This is a genomic window from Desulfoluna sp. CLI2B (assembly GCF_056847375.1).
The window spans coordinates 2,922,489-2,941,743 of sequence record NZ_CP186557.1; the positions used below are offsets into that span (position 1 = coordinate 2,922,489).

At 59.2% G+C, this 19,255-nt stretch carries 13 protein-coding genes, 1 tRNA gene and 1 pseudogene; 5 read left to right on the plus strand and 10 right to left on the minus strand.

The features are described 5' to 3' along the window. Window positions 1-32: 32 nt before the first annotated feature. From ACOYW2_RS13815 to ACOYW2_RS13855, 9 genes and pseudogenes are all read right to left on the minus strand, one after another. A complete protein-coding gene (locus ACOYW2_RS13815) occupies window positions 33-674 on the minus strand; it encodes a pilus assembly PilX N-terminal domain-containing protein (RefSeq protein ID WP_482770796.1) in 642 nt (213 codons plus the stop codon). A gap of 68 nt (window positions 675-742) precedes the next feature. After that, a complete protein-coding gene (locus ACOYW2_RS13820) occupies window positions 743-1,132 on the minus strand; it encodes a prepilin-type N-terminal cleavage/methylation domain-containing protein (protein WP_482770797.1) in 390 nt (129 codons plus the stop codon). 4 nt (window positions 1,133-1,136) lie between these two features. Continuing rightward, on the minus strand, window positions 1,137-1,832 hold the full coding sequence (locus ACOYW2_RS13825) for a prepilin-type N-terminal cleavage/methylation domain-containing protein (RefSeq protein WP_482770798.1): 696 nt from the start codon (window positions 1,830-1,832) through the stop codon (window positions 1,137-1,139). A 22-nt stretch (window positions 1,833-1,854) separates the two neighbouring features. Beyond that, complete coding sequence (locus ACOYW2_RS13830) at window positions 1,855-2,355, minus strand: GspH/FimT family pseudopilin (protein ID WP_482415849.1); 501 nt, start codon at window positions 2,353-2,355, stop codon at window positions 1,855-1,857. A gap of 593 nt (window positions 2,356-2,948) precedes the next feature. Beyond that, on the minus strand, window positions 2,949-7,733 hold the full coding sequence (locus ACOYW2_RS13835; protein WP_482770799.1) for an alpha-2-macroglobulin family protein: 4,785 nt from the start codon (window positions 7,731-7,733) through the stop codon (window positions 2,949-2,951). 667 nt (window positions 7,734-8,400) lie between these two features. Beyond that, window positions 8,401-9,051 (minus strand): annotated as a pseudogene (locus ACOYW2_RS13840) (tetratricopeptide repeat protein); the annotation flags it as partial. 342 nt (window positions 9,052-9,393) lie between these two features. Further along, a complete protein-coding gene (locus ACOYW2_RS13845) occupies window positions 9,394-10,770 on the minus strand; it encodes an aspartate kinase (protein WP_482415846.1) in 1,377 nt (458 codons plus the stop codon). A 243-nt stretch (window positions 10,771-11,013) separates the two neighbouring features. Next, entirely contained in the window at window positions 11,014-11,571 is a 558-nt protein-coding gene (locus ACOYW2_RS13850; RefSeq protein WP_482770800.1) for an acetate uptake transporter, read from the minus strand. Between the two features lie 470 nt (window positions 11,572-12,041). Next, window positions 12,042-12,599, minus strand: a complete 558-nt coding sequence (locus tag ACOYW2_RS13855) for a DUF4136 domain-containing protein (RefSeq protein ID WP_482423417.1) — start codon at window positions 12,597-12,599, stop codon at window positions 12,042-12,044. 278 nt (window positions 12,600-12,877) lie between these two features. On the opposite strand from ACOYW2_RS13855, the gene ACOYW2_RS13860 reads away from it, so the two are divergent. From ACOYW2_RS13860 to ACOYW2_RS13875, 4 genes are all read left to right on the plus strand, one after another. Next, complete coding sequence (locus tag ACOYW2_RS13860; protein ID WP_482770801.1) at window positions 12,878-13,702, plus strand: helix-turn-helix domain-containing protein; 825 nt, start codon at window positions 12,878-12,880, stop codon at window positions 13,700-13,702. A 99-nt stretch (window positions 13,703-13,801) separates the two neighbouring features. Then, complete coding sequence (locus tag ACOYW2_RS13865) at window positions 13,802-14,725, plus strand: DMT family transporter (RefSeq protein ID WP_482770802.1); 924 nt, start codon at window positions 13,802-13,804, stop codon at window positions 14,723-14,725. A 253-nt stretch (window positions 14,726-14,978) separates the two neighbouring features. Next, on the plus strand, window positions 14,979-15,740 hold the full coding sequence (locus ACOYW2_RS13870; protein WP_482770803.1) for a hypothetical protein: 762 nt from the start codon (window positions 14,979-14,981) through the stop codon (window positions 15,738-15,740). 465 nt (window positions 15,741-16,205) lie between these two features. Beyond that, window positions 16,206-17,321 carry a hypothetical protein gene (locus ACOYW2_RS13875; protein ID WP_482770804.1) on the plus strand — a complete coding sequence of 372 codons (1,116 nt, stop codon included), beginning with the start codon at window positions 16,206-16,208 and terminating at the stop codon, window positions 17,319-17,321. Between the two features lie 351 nt (window positions 17,322-17,672). Here the strand turns inward: ACOYW2_RS13875 and ACOYW2_RS13880 are convergent. Then, a tRNA-Arg gene (locus ACOYW2_RS13880) sits at window positions 17,673-17,749 on the minus strand. Window positions 17,750-18,294: 545 nt separating this feature from the next. On the opposite strand from ACOYW2_RS13880, the gene ACOYW2_RS13885 reads away from it, so the two are divergent. After that, the gene (locus tag ACOYW2_RS13885; protein WP_482770805.1) at window positions 18,295-19,254 is read left to right on the plus strand and encodes a sigma-70 family RNA polymerase sigma factor; all 960 of its coding nucleotides are present in this window, start codon (window positions 18,295-18,297) and stop codon (window positions 19,252-19,254) included. Window position 19,255 lies beyond the last annotated feature (1 nt).

Consider the following 19,255-nt stretch of genomic DNA (forward strand, 5'->3'; position numbering starts at 1 on the left):
TGTCGACTTCGCATATCAACCTCCCTTTGGGATCAGAGCCCCACCAGATGAACCACTTTGTCGAACTCCTCCCCAATATCCACGCCGCACTGGATCGTGGGCCCGGTAAGGGAATCCGTTGGGTTTGTCGCATCATACGTTGTGGGATCGATGGCCGTTGCCGTCACAGCGTATCGCCGCGTTCGGTAGGTGGCTTTGTCAAATCCCGGGGGTGCCGGCCCGATATGGGCGATGGAGGGCACCTCGTCGGCGTCGTCCGAAAGGCCGCTGGCAAGCCTGTTGGCCTTGAGCACAATGGCGCGCACCTCGATCCAGGCCACGGGGATTCCGTCCCCGTCAAGGACCGGGGAGGCAAAGGAGACCCCGCCGTTTTCCGGGTCTCGGTCCCGCAGCGGAAGGTTTGTGCTGTCCAGGGTGTAGAGCCGGTTCCCATCGTCATCGGCTTCATTGCCGTAGATGCGCTCAAAATTGGCCACGGCCTCAAAGAGCCCGGCTTCGGCGTTGTAAAAGTTGCGCTTCACCACCCGGTCGCTCCCTGCAAGGCGCAGCTCCACCACGGAGTTGTTCATGGAGGCGATGCCGATCATGGTGACCAGAAAAAGAAGCACCATCACCACCAGAAGCACGTTCCCCTCTTCGTTTTGTCCTTTGGTCTTTTGCCACCACCGTTTCATGGGTCTCTCCTTCGTTGAAAAAAGGACCACCCGCAGGTTGCCTTGGTTAAAGCCCCAAAAGGGTTTTCTCACTGTTTTGTCCGAACCATCACCTGGGAGATGGAGTGGCTCTCATCCCCGCTCCCCCAACTCACGGTGAGATTCACGGTCTTGCTGCGGCCATCGGTTGCGTCGGCCACGACCCAGGTGACGGTGTAGCTCCCGTCCGTCGAGGTATGGGTGCCTTCGGCCAGGTCCCCCCCCGTGACCTTGTCCGTCCATGTCTCCGCCAGCACCCGCTCAATGCGATCCCCGATGGCCACGGCCCCTTCGGTCATGTCAAAGGCCTGGGCGTTGGCTCTCATGGCATGGATCTGGAGGGCGGCGATGCCCAAAATCCCCACCAGGAGAATCACACTGGCCACCATCACCTCAATGAGGGTCATGCCCTCTTCCTGCGTGTTCCGATTCATTTCCATACGTCTATATCCCCCGATTCCTGCACCGCACCGTATGACGCAGGAGGCGTCGCCGATGCTCATCGTTGTAAGGACCCCATACTTTGGTGGAATCCAGTGGGTCGTATGCATAGGTGGCTCTGTTGGAAAACCCCTGCTCACCCGTCCGGGTCCGGGCCAGGATGGCAAAACGCACCGCCACGATCTGCGTCAGGTCCGTCGGCGTTCCCGTGACGCTGCCGTCTTCCAGCAGGTAGGATAGCTCCATGGCCTCCACGTTCTCGGACACCGCCACCGGGGATCCGGTGCCCACGGTCCGGCCCAGGTCCGAGACCCCGTCGCTGCCGTCGTCAAAAAGGCCGTAGGAAATCGTCTCGGTAAGAAGGGCTTCGTCTGCTTCATCCACGTCGCCGTCGCCGTCGTCGTCGGTGCCGTTGGCATCCCCGTCCATGGAGTAGCTGAAAGTCAGGCGGGAGGCGGTGGCAACGGTGATGGCAGCACCGGTGGTGCCGTTGGGATCATACCCAGCCATGCGGATGTCGTCCTCCATGAGGAGCATGGCGGCCCGCAGGTTCTGCTGCATGTCGGTGACCCGTTCCTGGGTGATCCGCGTCTGAACCTGGTGGTTGTAGAAAAAGTAGGCCGCCGAAATCAGGATAAAGGAAAGGGCCACGGCCACCATGATCTCCAAGAGGGTAAACCCCTGTTGTTTTGAGTACATCCTCATGAGCATCATCTCCCCGTCACATCGTTTCCACGCGGCTTGTCCCGGCGCCGTTGAGCACCACGCGCATTGCCTTTCCGTAGGTATTTTTGAACTTGATCTCCCCATTGCGGCCGGTGGTCAATCCGTGGCGGCCGAAGTGGGTCCGGTCCTTGTCCTGGGTGCCGGAGCCATTGAGGTCAAACCGGGCATGGAACATGTCGATGCCGCCTGGAAAACTGCCTGATTCCAGGGTGGTCTCATCCGTATCCAGGGAGCGATCGCCGTCCTCGTCCACAAAGGACGTGTACTGCCCGGCCGCCCCGGTCCCTTCGGTAAAGGCAACCACCACGTCCTCTCCCCTCTTGATGGCCTCGGCCCTGGCAGCCTGCAACACCAGGTGCACATCCCGGGCCGAAGAGGAGAGCCGCTGCCCTGCGGCCCACTGCTTGAATTCCGGCACGGCGATCCCCGCCAGGACGGCCAGAATCGCCACCGCCACCATCAGTTCAAGGAGGGTCATGCCTCTGCTGTTGGTCATAATGCCTTCCTTATTCTTGCAAGGTCCCCCGATGCCCACCGTCCATGGCGACTCGAATCGACCTGCGAATGGCAAAAAAGCAATGAAGTCCTTTTCGTTACCAACGTAAAACAGCTGAAAAAATGATATCTTGTGAACTGGAGATATGGAGCTGTGATGCCCGGACAAAATCAGATATCGCAGAACATCGTGCGCGGAAGGAGGAGGGGCGTCGTAAGGAGAAGCGGCTCAGAGAATGCGCGTCATGAGGCTGTTTGTCCGGCCCGTCGTGGGAAAGCCATACGGGATGATTTCGTCCAGAGTAAATCTGGAACCATATGTGGGTGTATTATAGCAGATTTATCAACAAAAAAAATATCATAAATTTACTGACCATAAACAGGAAATCTTTCTTTAAACATCCCATCGCACGGCAGGTCAACAGCCCCGTTGGCCGTAGCAACGGGTTTCCTTACATGAAACAAACAAGACAAACACGGATGCCTCGACCGGGGCATAAAACACCTTTTTCCTGCAAAATAACGGCAGCACACCAAAACAGCGGGACACAAAAAAGGCGTGTGTCCCCTGCCCTGGTATCCCGGGCCCCTGTGTCACCTTTCCACCCGGATCACCCGTCCCCCGGCACCGATCCCCCGAATTTCAGGACGGTACATGGACTCGGCAAAGGGCGGCGGCACCACAAAGACCCCCGGAGTTACGGCACGCACCACGTAAAACAGGCTGAACTCACGATCCCTGCGAAGGTAGACGGACGCTGCCAATCGATCCTCACGGTACTCTGCATGGGTCAGGGGGTTCTCTTCTGCATGACGCCAGACAGCCTTGCCGCGGATCACAACCTCATCGGCACGGATGCTGTGCTGCAACTGGGGTTGCTTTTCCAGCCCTGCAGGAAGCGGGTCCACCACCAGGGCGTCAGGAACCTCCTCGGAAGCGGTCACCCGCAGGTTCACCAGCATGAGGGTGCCCGACGGCACGCTCTCGGGATCCAGGCTGCGCCCCTCCAGGTCAAAATACTCACGGGCCACCCGGATACGCTCCTCCGTGGGAGCGGGAGGCGTCTCGGCGTACCCCGTGACCACGGCCGAAGCAAACAGGGGCTCCTTTCCCGTTGACGTCAGGGAGATTCCCCGGGCCAACATCTTTGCAGAAAGGCTCATGGCAAAGGGGCCTTTGCCCTTTACCTTCCGAGACTCACCGCCCTCTGCCACCGAAAGGGAGACGGTATCGTCGTTCTCGGCAAAGGCCAGGGCCAGCCGGAACAGGGCAAACCGCTCCTGGGTGCTCAGCCACCTCGTCTGCCTCAGGTTCGTCTCCAGGGTGTCGAGGATGTCCGTCATGGTCGGCACCGCGATTTTCTGCTCGGTAAAAAGGGCCACGGTCATGGACAGGTCCCGCAGAGCGCTGCCGTAATCCCTTCGCCAGTGATCTTCGTCCGGGCGAAGAACCAGGGCCCTGTCTGCAGCACCCCTGCTTCGCCGCTTGTCCCCGGAGGCTTTCAGGGCCAGGGCAAGACGGGCCACGGACAGGGAATCGGCCGCATCCTCCACATGATTGTCAAACAGGGTACGCAAGGTCGCCAGGTGCCCCTTTCGGACCCTGGACAGGTTATGGGCGGCATAGCTGCGAACCGCAAAGGAGGCGGCCCTGTCGTTGCGGAGATCTCCACCGGGGCCCTTAACCAGCCAGGTGCGCTGACGCTCCAATCCCCGGCGCAGGACCTCCGTGGGCACCCTCACCTCCATCTCACGTGCGGTGAGGAGAAAATCCACGGCATAGCATGAGAGCCAGGGGTCCTCCGGGCCGGAGGCACTCCAGAGGCCAAACCCTCCGTTGTGACGCTGCATGGCTGCAACCCGTGCCACGGCGTCGTCCAGGATCTCACGCCGTTTCTCCACAGGCACGGGCTCGATGCCCATGGCCCGAGCCCGCTCGGGCAGGAGCCAAAGCTGGGGAAAGGCGCGGCTGACGACCTGCTCCAGGCAGCCATAGGGGTAATCGAGCAACCCGCGCACATAGGCATCTCCAGGCAACGGCAGCCTGGTGGAGACGGCAACGGCACCGCCCACGGTGGCCGGGATAAGGCCTGCCATGGACTGGGTGTCAAGGGAGAGGCTCTCCCCGGGGTTGAGGCGCACACGGGTCTCCCGGGCCTCACCGGGGTAGCCGGGACGAACAGGCCATTGGGCGGTGATGCGTTTGGTCACCCCGTCCCCCTGCACGGTCATGACCACCTCCCCCACCCCATAAGGAGGCAGGGACGCATCGCAGGCCGCCGTCACCGGCCAGGAGCGAATCTTCCTTTTTCCTTCGGCAAGCCTCACCGTTTCGGTCTCGGCGTCGATGCATACCGGCCCCCCGGCTTCCAGGCCCAGGGTGTAGTCGCCTTCCCCGGTCACCATCCGGGTCGAGGTTCCGCCGGTGAGGGATTGGCATCCCCCGGGCGCAAGGAACCTGGGGGCGGAGAGCTGTACCACCAGGGGCGGGGTCACCGTGGTCTCGAACTCCGAAGCTCCAAAGGAGGTGTCGTCAAAGGCAACGGCCATGAGACGCAGGGTCCCTGAAAAATCGTCCAGGGGAATCTCTGCGGTTATCTTTCCGCTGCGGTCGGTCTCAAAGGGTCCGAGGACCTTTGAAAAGAGTGTCACCTCGGCCTGGGGCTTTCCACCGCCCAGGGAGATGTCCCCGTCACCGCCGAAGCGCATGGCGGCCCGTAAGGACGCGTCGGTTTCGATGACCTTTCCGAAGAGGTCCGTGCCCTTCACATCGTACCAGCGCCGGGCAAAAAACCAGCCATAGGGATCCGGGGAGGCAAAATCGGTAATCCCCAGGATCCCCACATCCACGGCAGCCAGCCAGACCCGCCCGTAGTGGGCCTGCCCCTTTTTTTTCACCGTCACCGTTACAGGTAATGGCGCCTCCTCCTGCCAGGTCCGTGCCACCAAAACCTCCACGTCCATGGCCCGAGGTTCCCGGTCCAGTGCAAGGTGCTGCACACCGATGGCGCGCAAGGGGGTCTCCGGGTCTTTGGGTGCCGTCTTGCGCAGCACCACGGCGCTTACATAGATGTCGTGGCTCTGCCACGCCTCGGCAACGGGGATCTCCACCACGGTGCCGTCCCGTTCAACGGCCGTGCGTCGGGCCCAGAGAAGGCCCTTTCCCTCCACCATCACCAGGGCCTCGCCCTCGTTCGGGGGAACCACCGTCACCCGGGCCACATCGCCCGGTCGGTACGTTTTTTTGTCAAAAAGGAGGTTCACTTTGGCGGGATGGGGGGCGCCGTCGCCATAGCCACGGCCCGAGGAGAGAGAGACGGTGGTGGAAAGACCGGTTCCGGGATCCACGGCCTCGACGATGTAGTCGCCTGATGGGAGGGTCAAGTCATGGGTCACCACCCCGGCGGGCAGGTCCATCAAGGATTCGGCAAAGGTGTAACGTTTTTCCGTGACCCGATGCTGCCACCCGGCCCCTTCGTTGAACTCCCAGTAGCTGTTGCGATCGATGCGGATCACCTTGAGGTGGAGACGCTTAACGGCAACAGGCTTTCCGGTGCCATCGGCCACCACAAGATCCAGGCTGTGCGTCTCCAGCTCTCCGGTGCCGCCCTGGCCTCCCCGATACCGGATCCCAGGCATGCGCCAATCCGGCATCCAGAGCAGGGAAAACCGCCGGGTCACCGGACGCCCCCCGCTTTCAAAGAGGCTCACCTCCGAGGTAACGGAAAGGGGCGAGCGGCTCTTTGCCGCCTCCTCATCCACGGCAAAGGCGCCCTTGCCGTGGTCATCCAGGGTGAGGCTTCCCAGGTCTGACACGGAAAGAAAATCCGCATCCTCTTCCAGGCCGAAGAGAAAGTCTTTCAGGCCGTCCGGAAAACAGGCGCGCCGGGTTCGAAGGGTGAGCCGTGCCTCGGCCCGGTTTCCCGAGGCAGGGGCCCCGTAAAGGTATCGACCGGCCACCTTCAGGGAGTGGTCTGTTTCTTTGACCAAAACGGTTTTGTCGGAGGAGAGATCAAGGGCCATGCGCTCCGGCAGGAACTCCTCCACCAGAAACTCAAAGGTGGAAACCGGTCGCACCTTGCCGGGACGAAGCCGCACCTCGGCTCGCCACCGCCCGGTGGGCCCGTTGCCCGGAAGGGTGGCAAGGGCCTCAAAATACCCGGAGGACCCCGAAGGCGCCAGGCTGACGTTGGCAAACACCTTGCCCCCGGGCTTGACCCAGCGGACGAACAGGGTTTTCACGTCCACGGGCCTGCCATCGTTGTTCCGCACCAGAAATGAGAGGGGGACGGCCTCGGAGGGCCGATAAAGATCCCGCGGGGCCATGACGAACACATCCACGGGGCTGTCCTTGCGCCCGGTGACCTCAAACTCGGAGAGATCGTTTCCGGGGGCCCGGGTGGAGAGAAAGGCAAGGTCCCCTCCCGCGCTCTCCCCGCGAATGAGGACGGTCTTTTTCACGCGGGCATCGCGGCTCCGAAACAACCCCAGCTTATCGGTGCGCCCTTCGGCCAGCTTTCGCCCCTTGTCGTCGAAAAGGGAGACCCGGAGCCCTTCAAGGGCGGTGCCGTCTGCAAGGGACGAGGCCGTAACAACCGTCTCCTGTTTGTAGGAACGCAGGGACAGGCCGATGTCCGTGACCATGAAAAAGGTGCTCTGGTACGCATACCCAAAGGTACCCGGCCGCTTCATCACCGCAAAATAGAGACCGGTCTGCGACAGGGAGCTGATCTCCCGCACGGGGATATGGCGCACCACCCGCCGGTTTTTCACAGGATCCAGGTCAAAGCGGGCCGAATAAACCAGATCACCATACTGCGGCATGTCTTCCAGCCGGTAGAGCCCCATGCTGTCCGTGGGGTTCCGCCACTGGGCGAACCGCCTCAAGCCCTCTTCGTTGATGCGGAAAAATTCCAGGTCCACGGCAGGCACATTCACCGTGGCCACGGGCAGCCCGCCGGAAAGCCCCCGGGGAAGCACCAGCCCGCTGCGGGCAAAGCCCACCATGGGCTCCACCTTCCGCGTCTCCACCTGGCTCACCACCGGCTCGGCAAGGACTTGGCCCGAAACGGAGGTCACCCCTTGAAGGACCGTCACCGTATACGACGTCTCGGCCTCCACATGGGGGTACCAGAGCCTCCGCCCGTCTTCTGAAAGCACCCAGCCCCCGTCGGCAGGGCCATCGCCCACCGTCACCTGGAGAAACCCGCCCTGGAGCACATCCCGGGCAAGGGGCTCGGAAAAAAGGACGGACAGGGCCGGGCCGTTCTCATACTCCCGTTCACCGATGTCCAGAACACGAAAGGTGTCGGCCGCCAGGGAAACCGAAGCCGATACCGCCACAGCCAGACCAAACAGGAAAAATACGAGTCGTTTCATGGTGGGATCCTTACACGGGTTGTAAACAGCTTAAAAACGTCGGTTCAATGATTCCTCAGCTTTCAGGGCTACCACAACACACGGCAAAGCCGACATGTTCTCCGTCACAAGAGCGTCAATTCACCATGGCGGCATACCGGTCTGCTTCGGAGACGTCTCCCTTGCTCCGATAGATGTCGCTGACGGCCTGGTAGGCGTAAGGGGCCGTTGCGGGGTCTTCCATGGCAAGCTTTAAGTACCGTTCGATGAGAGGGACCGAGGTGTCCCCCCCCTCTTTGAGAAGGTTGGCGTAGGTGAGCTGGATATGAGAAGGGGGACGTTTTCCGCACCCGGCGCACCGGCCCATGCTGGTCTCCAGGAGGGTTCGGGCTGCTGCTGCGTCTCCGCCGTCTTTTTTCAGGTTGGCCAGAAAAAAGGCGAGGTTGTCGTCCCAGCGTTCCTCCAGCTCCTGGGCAAGGAACGCCTCGGCGTCAGCGGCCCGTCGGCACGCCATAAGAAGGCGGCCCTTGAGCAGGCCCAGCTCCACAGGGCACTCCTCAAGGCCATTCAATGCGTCATCCAGGATCGAGAGGGATGTTTCCGGCTCTTCCTCGTCCAGATGGAGATGGCACAAAAGCTCCACGCCGTGGGTGTGCAAGGGGTGGCCGGACAAGAACGTCTCCAGCAGTTTTTTTGCCTTGTCCCGTTTTCCAAGGTTCAGGCAGGCGGAGGCAAGCTCCAGGGGCACGTACCCGTCATCGCCATCCTCCTCAAGGGCCTGGTCCAGTGCCTCTTCGGCCTCGGCAAAGGCACCGGAGTTCAAGGCGCTGTACCCCTTTCGGAAGGCATCGCCGTAGTCCATGTAGGCCTCGCCCTGCTCTTCGGGAAGGGCCATGCACAGGGCTTCGAAGGCCTGGTCCGCCTCAGTGTACGGTACCTCGACCCCGGGCCCGTCTTCGTCGTCGTCCCACTCCTCGCCCTCCCGGGCCATGGAGCTCTTCAGCGTTCCCACAAGGGCCTGGATGGCCTCTTTGGTTTCGGCTTCCCGGGCCAGCTGGTCCGCCAGGTGCAGCAGGTGATGGGCTTCGGCGTCAATGCCCGACTCATGGAGCTCCGCCGCGTTGGCAAGGTGCTCCTTGGCCAGGCACTCCCCGCAGCCTGCGTGTTTCTCTTCAATGCGGGCAACAAGGGCTTCCTGGCCCGCTTCTTTTCCGGCCAGCTTCTCCAGGGCCTTGGCATATTGGGTACGGGCAGGGCCGTAATGTTCGGACAGAACCAGGGCATCGCCTTTTTTTTCGAGGTCTTCGGGTGATTTGACAAAAAGAGAGAAAAGCCCCATGGAGACTCCTTCGCACAAGTAGAATGAGGTAAAAAGAGAAAAAGCACGGTTGTTGCCTCCGGCGGCCCTGCCGGGGGCCAAACTTTTGATCCGCCTTCGCCCAAGGGCTACGGCGCGACAAGAAAGTTTGACAAACAGGTCTTAAGGGCGCCCCGGACCGACCGAAAGTTATCTGCAAGCCGACTGTATTAAACGTATCGGACATTCAGCCGGAATGTTTTTGCGGCTTGCTGCGCCATAGCCCCTGATGCCATTTGGGTGAGTAACAGAGGTGGAGGCGATGGCGAGAGCTTTATTCAATAAGCGCCCCGCCGGAGACAACTGAATAGTTAACATCGCCCCTTACGACGCGCCGTTGAAAAAGGTTGCATGCAGGGCGCGGACCGAGGCTTTGAGGTCATCTTCCCGGACAATGAAATAGAGGGCCACCGGAGAGGGACCAAAGGCGATCATCTCCACGTTGATCCCGGCGTCGTCCATGGCGGAAAAACAGCGGGCGGCAACCCCTTTGCGGGTGTTGAGCCCCTCCCCCACCATGCTGATAAGGGCCACGTCGTCTTCCCGTTCCACCTTGCGAAAGGGGTTGGGGGTCAGTTTTTCCAGGAGTTCGTAGCCCCGATCCATGTCTTTTTTATCCAGAAGGATGGAAATGCAGGTCTGGGAGGTGACCACGGACCGGATGTTGATGCCGCTGTCCGTGACGCAGCCCGTCACCTCGGAGAGCATGCCCGGCCGGGCTCCCATACCCGAGGCATACACCTTGATGATGCCCACGTCGGTGTTCTGGGTGACGCTTTTCACCACGTGGGGCGCCTCGGGGCTGCTTGTGGTAATGAGGCTCCCCTCGGCATCGGGATCCAGGGTACTTTTAATGGCAATGTCCAGGCCGTACCGGCGCACCGGTTCCACGGCGCGGGGATGAAGAATCTTTGCCCCAAAATAGCACAACTCGGCGGCTTCGGCATAGGAGAGAACGGGAATCAGCTCCGCATCGAGTACCATGCGCGGGTCCGCGCTCATGAACCCGGCCACGTCCTTCCAGAACTCCAGGACCTCGGCTTCCATGGCCACGGTGGCCACGGCCGCGGAGTAGTCGGTGCCCCCCCTGCCGTAGGTGGTGATGTTGCCCTCTTCGCTGATCCCGTAAAATCCTGGCATGAACACCAGGGTCCCTTCGTCCACCAGGGGCCCCAAGTGCTCGCGAAAATTCGCCCGGGTCACCTCCAGATCCGCGGTGGCGTCCTCGTACTTTCCGTCGGTGATCATCCCGATGTTCTGGGGCATGCGACAGACAGCCCGGACACCCCGCGCGTTCATGGCGCAGGTGAGCAGCTCCGCGCTGAAGCGCTCTCCATAGCTGCTGATGAGATCGCGCATCTTGGGCGTGCTCTCCCCGGTATAGCTCAGACCGTAATAGTACCGTTCCAGGCGCTGCAGGCCTTTGCCGAAAGCCTTGGAAAAGGTCTTCTGAAGGTCTGCATCGGCGATGATGTGCCGGGCCGTGGACATATGTTTGGCCCGCAGGCGGCTCATGAGGGTGGAAATCGTCTCTTCATCGGCCAGGGCGTCGGCCATGCCGTCGATGAGCATGTCGGTGATGCCGTTCAACGCCGAAACAACGATGATGTCGCCTTTCACCCGACCCGCCAGGAGGTCCAGGATTGATTCAATGGTCTTCTTGCCCTTGAGGCAGCCGCCGCCTATTTTAATCACTTTCATGGTGCTCGGGATTCTCCGTGAGGTTGCATCGTCAATAAGAATTTGTTTGTCTTATCATACTCATCCGGTAGCAAACAAGGAGAATGCCCATCCCCAACGGGTGAAGGGTGTGCATGCGACGCGCCCTGTCGCACAGGGTGTCGCAAGGCGCGACGGCTCGCACAAAAAAAGCCCTCCCCTGTCGTCGCCGGGACAGAGGAGGGCCTCAGGTAACCTTGTAAGGTTCAAGCCGCGAACGTAGGGCTATCCGATGGGAAGCACCACGCGTCCGTACTGCTCGTTAAGTACCTCGGCCATGGCCAGGTAGATGGCGCTCAGTCCGCAGACAATGCCTTCAAAACCTGCGATGACGCCGATGAGGTGGGAGCCGGTCCAGTGATGGGCGGCCAAAAGGACAAAAAGGATGGTGAGGGAACCGAACACAAACTGAAGGCCCCGGTTGGCGTTGAGGGTCCCGAAGAACATGAAAAAGGTGAAAAGCCCCCACATAAAGAGGTACCACCCCATAAAATGATGTTCCGTGGCTTCGATCCATCCGAATTTCGGCATGAGGATCAGGCCCACCAGGGTCAGCCAGAAATGGCCGTACGAAATAAAGGCGGTCACCCCGAAGGTGTTGCCTTTCTTGAACTCAAGAATCCCTGCGATGATCTGCGCCATGCCGCCGTAAAACAGGCCCATGGCCAGGATCATGGCGCTCATGGGAAAAAAACCGGCGTTGTGAATGTTCAAAAGAACGGTGGTCATTCCAAACCCCATCAATCCCAGGGGCCCCGGGTTTGCCAAAACATTGTCCTTCATGAATCTGTGTCTCCTTACCTGCTTCTCCATTTCTCTTTGAGGCACCTTGACCGTTTCCCCGCCGAACCGGTTGCCGCCAAGCCACCTCACCCTAACTTTCTACACGCTTCGACCCGCGCGCCGGAACTTCGGGCATCGCCTGTCGTTTCATCCGTCTCTTTATGGAAATAACGATGGGTTATATCAGACGGCTGCGCATGACGGCAATCAAAAACAGACCAATGTTCACGTTACTGCTCACCATTCCCACCCGCACAACCCCCTCGTCTTTTCCATCCGTGCTCTTTTGGCGCGATGGCTGTCTTACACGATATTCACGGGAAAGGGAACCTCATCAAACAAGCTCAAGCCGGAATACCGACGCGAATGGGCGCATTTATCCCTCGTTTTTTGAAATAAGGGGAAAGGCAGGAACACGACAACAGCCGGTGTGTGCCGTTGTCCGGGGAGACAGGGCGAAACCCTGGACCTCACTTCGGGGGGAACTGGTCCAGCACTTTTTTCACCAGTTTGTTAAGGGACTTGATGGCTTTATCGGGGTCCTTGTATTCGGAATACCGCTGAGCCCCGGTACCCCGCCAGTAAAGGGTGGACGAGTCTCGCCCCACAAAATCAATGATGAGGGACTCTTCATCGTAATCGCTCACACTGGTCCCCGTACCGATACCGACACCGCTGTAGCGCCCGTGGCTGGCCCTGCCGAAGCCGACGCTTCCGCCGGTTCCGCTGGACTCGATCTTTTTTCTCAGAACAAACTCATAGCGGAGGTAAAAGGCCGCGTCTGCGTCATCCACCTTTTTGATTCCCTTTGCCCTGAGTTGTTGCTCCACGGCCGAACGGGTCCGGCTGTCCCGCAACGAGCTGTCGATACGGGGGTCCCCGGTGACAGGCTGGGATTCAGAGAGCCAGGCGTAACTCTTCAGCCCGCCGAACTGTTGTGCCGGGTCGTAGTCCTGATTGACCCGGATTCCGGAGCACCCGCTGAAGACAAGGGCCATCGCAACCATCCAAAGCCATCTCTTTTTCATGCACACCTCCTGGGCACGAAGATAACCGGTACACCACCGTGGGGTTTTTATGGAGAGGGGCCGGTATCCCGTTGGGGAAAACACCGGCCTAACCCGTCAAAGTTACGTTGCTATTCTACCACAGAACAATCGCCCTTCCCAAGTCCCTGATCTGGCCGCACCCACCCGGGAACGGAGATTCGGATAGCGGCCCCCGCAATTTTCTACAAGAAATATGGAGAGACACCTGATAGAATCGATCCTTCTTGCCAAACACGAGAAAAGACCGGTATTGGACCATGAAAAAACCTGGAAACACGACATTCTATCGCCATGGCGAGCTTAAAGATATCGAAGTTACGCGAGTCATTGATAGCCATCACATTTTCCCCAAGCATGTCCATGACAACACCTACACCCTCGTTCTCGCGGACAGGGGGGCAAGTTACTGCGTGGGGCCGGAGGAACACGAGGCTGTTGTGGACAGACAAAGCCTTGCATTGATCAATCCGGGCCAGGTCCACTCCGGTATTCCCATCGGCCGGGAGCAGCTCTCGTACTGGTCTGTCAACATCATGCTTGATGTGATGACCGCATCCTTCAGGGATGTTTCGGGAAAAGACTCTGCACCACCGGAATTCCAACGCATGGTGGTTCGCGACAGAGGCCTTCAGGATCGCCTCCTGCTTTTTTTCCATCGAATGACCATGCATGAAGGGCGGCTTGCCCTGGAAACAGCCCTCATGGAATCCCTGGGGCACCTCTTGATTCGCTTTGCCAATGCCCAAAGCCCCGACACGTTTCAGGGCGAGTCCCGCCGTGTCTGCCTGGCCAAGGAGTACCTCTCCGAGGAGCTGGGCCGCAAAATGTCCCTGGACGAAGTGGCCGAGGCTGTAGGCCTGAGCCGATACCATTTCCTCCGTGTCTTCAAACACGCCACGGGCATTGCGCCCCATGCCTTCCGCACCCAGCGCCGCATTGACCTCTCCCAGCGCCTCATGCGGCAAGGGATGCCCTTTTCCCAGGTCGCCCTGGAAACGGGGTTCAGCGATCAAAGCCATTTCACCAAGCGCTTCAAGCAGTTCACCGGGGCTACGCCCAGGCAATACATGGCGGAAGCATAAGGGGCCAGACAAAAAAACATCCCCACCGCAATTTCATACAATACCCTCCTTCGCCGGTGAGATAGGGTCTGTATCAACCCGACACAGAGGAGATCATCCATGGAGACAGCACAGGCCCCTTTACCCACCGCACACCACACAACCCCTTCCCCGCAGCGCCTCCTGCTGCCGGTGGCGGCGCTCCTGGCGGCCGTCCTGCTCTGGGGCGGCTCCTTTGCCGCCATGCGAATTGCCGTTGCGGTCTTAAACCCCTGGTCTGTCATGTGGCTCCGCATGACCACGGCACTGCTCCTGCTGGCCCCCTTTGTGGGTAAATCCGCCTTTGCAAGCTATCGCAGAGGGGACTGGAAACTCCTTGTCCCCATGGTCCTGTTTCAGCCCTGCCTCTATTTTCTGCTGGAATCCTATGCCCTCACCTACACAACCTCATCCCAGGCAGGTGTGATCTCGGCCCTGGTTCCCCTCTTCGTTGCCTTCGGGGCCTGGCTTTTCCTCAAGGAAAAGATCAACCGCAACCTCATGGCAGGCCTTGGGATCACCATCGCAGGCGTCATCTGCCTCACGATCCTGGACGCCCCGGGCAGCAAGGCCCAGAACCCTCTTCTGGGAAACGGGCTTGAGCTTTGCGCCATGGTAAGCGCGGCCATTAACATGGTCATCGTCAAGCAGCTGTGCCAGCGCTACAACCCCTGGAGCCTCACCGCCATGCAGCTGCTGGCAGGGGCCCTCTTCTTCACCCCCGGCCTGCCCCTTCTCCTGCAAACACCCACAGCCGTGTGGACCCCGGAGCTCATGGTTGCCATGGCGTTTCTCGGACTCTTTGTGACCCTTGGCGCCTTCGGCCTCTACAACTGGGGGATGAGCCATGTACCGGCCTCCAGGGCTTCCATTTTCATCAACCTGGTCCCCGTCAATGCGGTGTTGATCGGATGGGTCCTTCTGGGCGAATCCCTCACCTCCCTGCAGCTCCTCATGGCCGGGGCCGTACTGCTGGGTGTGGTGTTCAGCCAACGCGCCGCGTAACGGCTGTCACCTGACCTGAAACGCCACAGATGTGGGGGATTTTTACCCACAGCCCCACCCCAGTGTCCCGAAATCCCCCACTTTCCGGGGCCGCCACGAGGTACATAGCCCGCCCCCGGCGGCCCCATTCCCTGAATTTCTAACGGTTCCGGAAGCATCCCCCCGGCTGGCATGCCCATTGCTGTACACCCTGCAGATTATCGTCATCGACGGTCCAGAGTGACCCTTACCCCAGCAAAGGAACCCACCCTCCATGCACCAAACGCAAAGCATCCGCACACTCATTGCAGTCCCCTTCACCGTTCTTACAGCGCTCCTTCTCATGGGATGCAGCTCGACCCAGAAAATCCAAAGCGCCTGGCAACCCGTTGACACCCTGCGGGTCGACGGCCAGACGAACGAATGGGACACCATACGGCCCCAGTATTATGACGAGGACAGCCGCCTTGCCGTCCGAACCATGAACAACGAGGACGACCTCTTTATCTGTCTCACCGTGGGATCAAGAAACATGGCACGAAAGGTGATGCACAGCGGCCTGACCCTCACCCTCGGCTTTGATAACACCGAAGGCCAGGATGTGGCTCTGACCATCAAGCCAGGAGACGGACCGGAAAAAAGCGAACGTCAAAACAGGGACCAGCCGCACCCCCAAAACGCCATGACCGCGCCTGCCGATATCGCCGTCACGGTGCCCCCTTCCGTCCACCCCACGGACCTCACGCCATCCGAAGCCCGTAAAAAGGGCATTGAAATGCTGCTGGCCCAGGACCGATTCGACCGGCTGGTACTGGAGGCCAGACTCAACCTCAAGGCCATGGCCCTGCTGACAAACACCACCCCCGGGACCAGCGTAACCCTTGAGATTACATCTCCCGAGACAACCCCACCCAAGGCGTCAGCGGGTAAACGGGCCGGAGGCAAGGGCAGGCGGGGCGGCAGAGGTTCATCCAGAAGCGCCGCCACCCCCTTGAAGGCCGAACTGGAAATCAACCTGGCGTCTTCCGGGGCATAGTTGCCGTCAGGGCAAACGCATTTAGATTTTGCCTCCGGCGACCCTGCCGGGGGCCAATCTTTTGAAAAATTTGACAAACAGGTTTCATTTTTTGGATGCGTCGCAACCGGCCATAGCCCCTCTATCAAGAGACGTGTCTTGATTACCGGAAAGTTTTTGCGACGCTTTTTTTCAAAACGCGACCCGCCGGAGGCAACGGAATTGTTAAATGCGTTGGCCCTGTAGTTGCTGTTGTTGATCAATACGTCCCAAATTTATATAATGACGTATTGAAACATGTTTTTCCCGTCCGGTTCTTCGCTCCACGGGACGTCGGGCTATCGACCCTTTATTCAGGGCGCGGCTCAGCGCCCCGTCCGTCCACGTTCATCGCCCCACGGCTTTCCCCACTCCCCTGAGACTCAAAAGACTGACGTCCACCCTTTGGCATGCGTGCCTCTACGGCAAGAACCGCACAGGCGTATCGTGATAAAAAAATTCGTGACCCCAACCCTTATCGCGGCCGGAATTGCCCTGCTGCTCATCGGGCTGCCCCTTTTGGGGGCCTGGCTCGACGGCAAACCGCTCCGGCCCTTTTTTACCCTCACCGCAACACCCGACCTCCAGCCCCCGGCCCCCTTTTCCTGGGGTGCTTTTGTGGCTGTTGCAGCCGCCATCCTCCTTGTGATGGGCCCATTTTTCCGCCACCTCATCCGGTCCCAGGAGCCACAACCCCGCCCGAAAAGAGTTTCGACCAGACGGCTTCCCTGGTGGGGCCGAATCGGCCTGGTGGTGCTCCTGGTCTCCTGGGCCCTTGCCTGGACACGGTTCCCCTGGTTCGAGCCCCTTCAGGACCAGACCTTCGTGCCCCTCTGGCTCTCCTTTATCCTGGTCGTCAACGGAATCACCCACAAACGAACAGGGCGGTGCATGCTGACCCACGAGCCGGTCTACCTTATCGCCCTGTTTGCGGCGAGCCCGGTGTTCTGGTGGTTTTTCGAGTACCTGAACCGCTTTGCGGCAAACTGGTCCTACCACGCAGGCCACGACGAGCTGCTCGCCTTGAACGGCCAGGCCAGCCTGGCCTTTGCAACGGTCCTCCCCGGGGTGGCAAGCACCTGCGACCTCCTGGCCACCTTTCCGCGCCTCTGGGCGGGCATGGGCCGGTTTGTACGCATCGACATTGGTGCAAAGCCCCTGGCCCCGTTGTGCCTTCTGCTTATCTCGGCCGTGGCCCTGGTCGGCATCGGGATCCGCCCGGACCTTCTCTATCCGTTCCTGTGGCTCTCCCCTCTTCTGCTCATCGTCTCCGTTCAACAGGTGGCAGGGTATGAAACGGTCTTCAGCCCCTTGAAATCAGGAAACTGGTCGCACCTCTGGCTCATGGCCATATCAGCCCTTGCCTGCGGCTTTTTCTGGGAGATGTGGAACATGTTCAGCCTGGCACGCTGGACCTACGCAATTCCCTATGTGGGGCGGTTCCACGTATTCGAAATGCCCCTGCTGGGGTATGGGGGATACCTCCCCTTCGGGCTGGAGTGTGCGGTGGTCTGCCACGGCGTGAGACGCCTGGTCCGGGGCGTTGAAGGATCAGCGGGCTGACGGCCTTGCCGGGACGTCGCCCCCTGTACGGATCTTTTTGATACACATTCGTCCAGGGTGCCTACAAAAGACACAATCCACAGGGCCATACCGTCTGCGCCCATCGCCTCCATCCCTGATATTGCTGCGCCCCCGGATAGTTATGAAAAACGCCTGCCCGTGGCACAACAGTTGCTTTCTTTTTCCCTATGGCACACAAATTTTCACCATACCGCACACAGGGCAGCAAACCGGTTGTTATACGAGGAATAAAAGAGATGCAGAGACGTGTGAGTCACAAACAGGAAGGCGGTGCCCCATAAAACAAAAAAGGCACCCCTTGAAATCAAGGAATGCCTTTATTTTTTTTTATGGTACGCCTGGCAGGATTCGAACCTGCGGCCATCCGCTTAGAAGGCGGATGCTCTATCCAACTGAGCTACAGGCGCATTGATTGATGCGAGAAGCTATTTAGCAGACGGTATTTCGTTTGTCCACCCAAAAAAAGGGCCCCCATAAAAAAGGCGGTTCCCGACCCGGGTGGCACGACTGGTGCGGGTGAAACCCTGATGAAAAGGTTTCCCTGACGGGCTGCCGGTCAGGGAAAAGGTACCTTGAGAGGTCATGCATGCCCGCTTTCGTTAAAATCCGGTCCGTTAAAAGAAATCGCCCGGTCAACAGGTCGAAATCACGACCTCTTCAAGGGGCCGGTGTTTCCAAGGTTGGCAATTCGCCCCACTGTGATATATCGGGGACTGAGAATTGCAGACTTTTCCCATAATCGGCGATTCATGATACATTCAGATAAGACGACACCTTGTTTTTACGCAAAGAGGTGCAAAACGATTTTTGTGACGATATTCACGGGAGGTGCCCTGTGCACAGGCGGTGAGAAGAATACCGCAGCCCCCTTCATCTTCAGTGATCATGTTTCCATATGAAAATTAAAAGAGACAACGAGAAAAACGACAACAACGCTTCACAAAGAGACCCTATGACATCTGAAACCGAGGTCATCGTCAAGGCTTCCCCAAAAAAGAAGCCTGCGTCCAAAAATACCCATCTGCCTGTCAAATCCTCCGGCGGCAATGCTGTCGCCAAGTTTGACCCGCTCCAGAGCTATCTTTCGGAGATCAGCCAGTACAAGCTGCTCACCCGGGAAGAGGAGGTGGAACTGGGTATACGCATCCAGGAACATGAAGACCCCGATGCCGCTTACCAGCTGGTCACTGCCAACTTGAGGCTCGTGGTCAAAATCGCCCTGGATTTCCAGCGCGTCTGGATGCAGAACCTGCTGGACCTTATTCAGGAAGGCAACATCGGCCTGATGCAGGCCGTGCGAAAGTTCGACCCTTACAAAAACGTAAAATTTTCCTACTACGCCTCGTTCTGGATCAAAGCCTACATCCTGAAGTTCATCATGGACAACTGGCGCCTGGTCAAAATCGGGACCACCCAGGGGCAGAGAAAGCTCTTTTTCAAACTGAAAAAGGAGAAACAAAAGCTCATCGAACAGGGCTTTGACCCCAAGCCCAAGCTGCTTGCCGAGCGGCTCGGCGTCTCTCCCAAGGAGATCATCGACATGGACCAGCGCCTGGACGGCTGGGATGTCTCTCTGGATGCTCCCCTGAAGGAGGATTCCGACACGGAACGGATTGAGTTTCTCAATTCCGAATCCGACTCGGCGGAAGACCAGGTCGCACGGAAGGAGTTGGAATCGCTGCTTCACAATAAAGTGGAGGCATTCAAAAAGGAACTGGCCGAAAGGGAACTGGAGATCTTCAACTCCCGCATCTTCTCTGAAGACCCCCTGACCCTTCAGGAGATCGGTGAAAAGTACAACATATCCCGGGAACGGGTCCGTCAGATTGAAAAAAACATCACCCGACGGATGAAGGATTTCTTTCAAAGCGAGCTTCCTGATTTTCACCTGTACACCGACCGGTCCGAATAAC

Excerpts from the sequence above, each read along its gene's own strand:
- ACOYW2_RS13815 (WP_482770796.1), bottom strand. The coding sequence starts at position 674 with ATGAAACGGTGGTGGCAAAAGACCAAAGGACAAAACGAAGAGGGGAAC.
- ACOYW2_RS13820 (WP_482770797.1), bottom strand. The coding sequence starts at position 1,132 with ATGGAAATGAATCGGAACACGCAGGAAGAGGGCATGACCCTCATTGAG.
- ACOYW2_RS13825 (WP_482770798.1), bottom strand. The coding sequence starts at position 1,832 with ATGTACTCAAAACAACAGGGGTTTACCCTCTTGGAGATCATGGTGGCC.
- ACOYW2_RS13830 (WP_482415849.1), bottom strand. The coding sequence starts at position 2,355 with ATGACCAACAGCAGAGGCATGACCCTCCTTGAACTGATGGTGGCGGTG.
- ACOYW2_RS13835 (WP_482770799.1), bottom strand. The coding sequence starts at position 7,733 with ATGAAACGACTCGTATTTTTCCTGTTTGGTCTGGCTGTGGCGGTATCG.
- ACOYW2_RS13845 (WP_482415846.1), bottom strand. The coding sequence starts at position 10,770 with ATGAAAGTGATTAAAATAGGCGGCGGCTGCCTCAAGGGCAAGAAGACC.
- ACOYW2_RS13850 (WP_482770800.1), bottom strand. The coding sequence starts at position 11,571 with ATGAAGGACAATGTTTTGGCAAACCCGGGGCCCCTGGGATTGATGGGG.
- ACOYW2_RS13855 (WP_482423417.1), bottom strand. The coding sequence starts at position 12,599 with ATGAAAAAGAGATGGCTTTGGATGGTTGCGATGGCCCTTGTCTTCAGC.
- ACOYW2_RS13860 (WP_482770801.1), top strand. The coding sequence starts at position 12,878 with ATGAAAAAACCTGGAAACACGACATTCTATCGCCATGGCGAGCTTAAA.
- ACOYW2_RS13865 (WP_482770802.1), top strand. The coding sequence starts at position 13,802 with ATGGAGACAGCACAGGCCCCTTTACCCACCGCACACCACACAACCCCT.
- ACOYW2_RS13870 (WP_482770803.1), top strand. The coding sequence starts at position 14,979 with ATGCACCAAACGCAAAGCATCCGCACACTCATTGCAGTCCCCTTCACC.
- ACOYW2_RS13885 (WP_482770805.1), top strand. The coding sequence starts at position 18,295 with ATGACATCTGAAACCGAGGTCATCGTCAAGGCTTCCCCAAAAAAGAAG.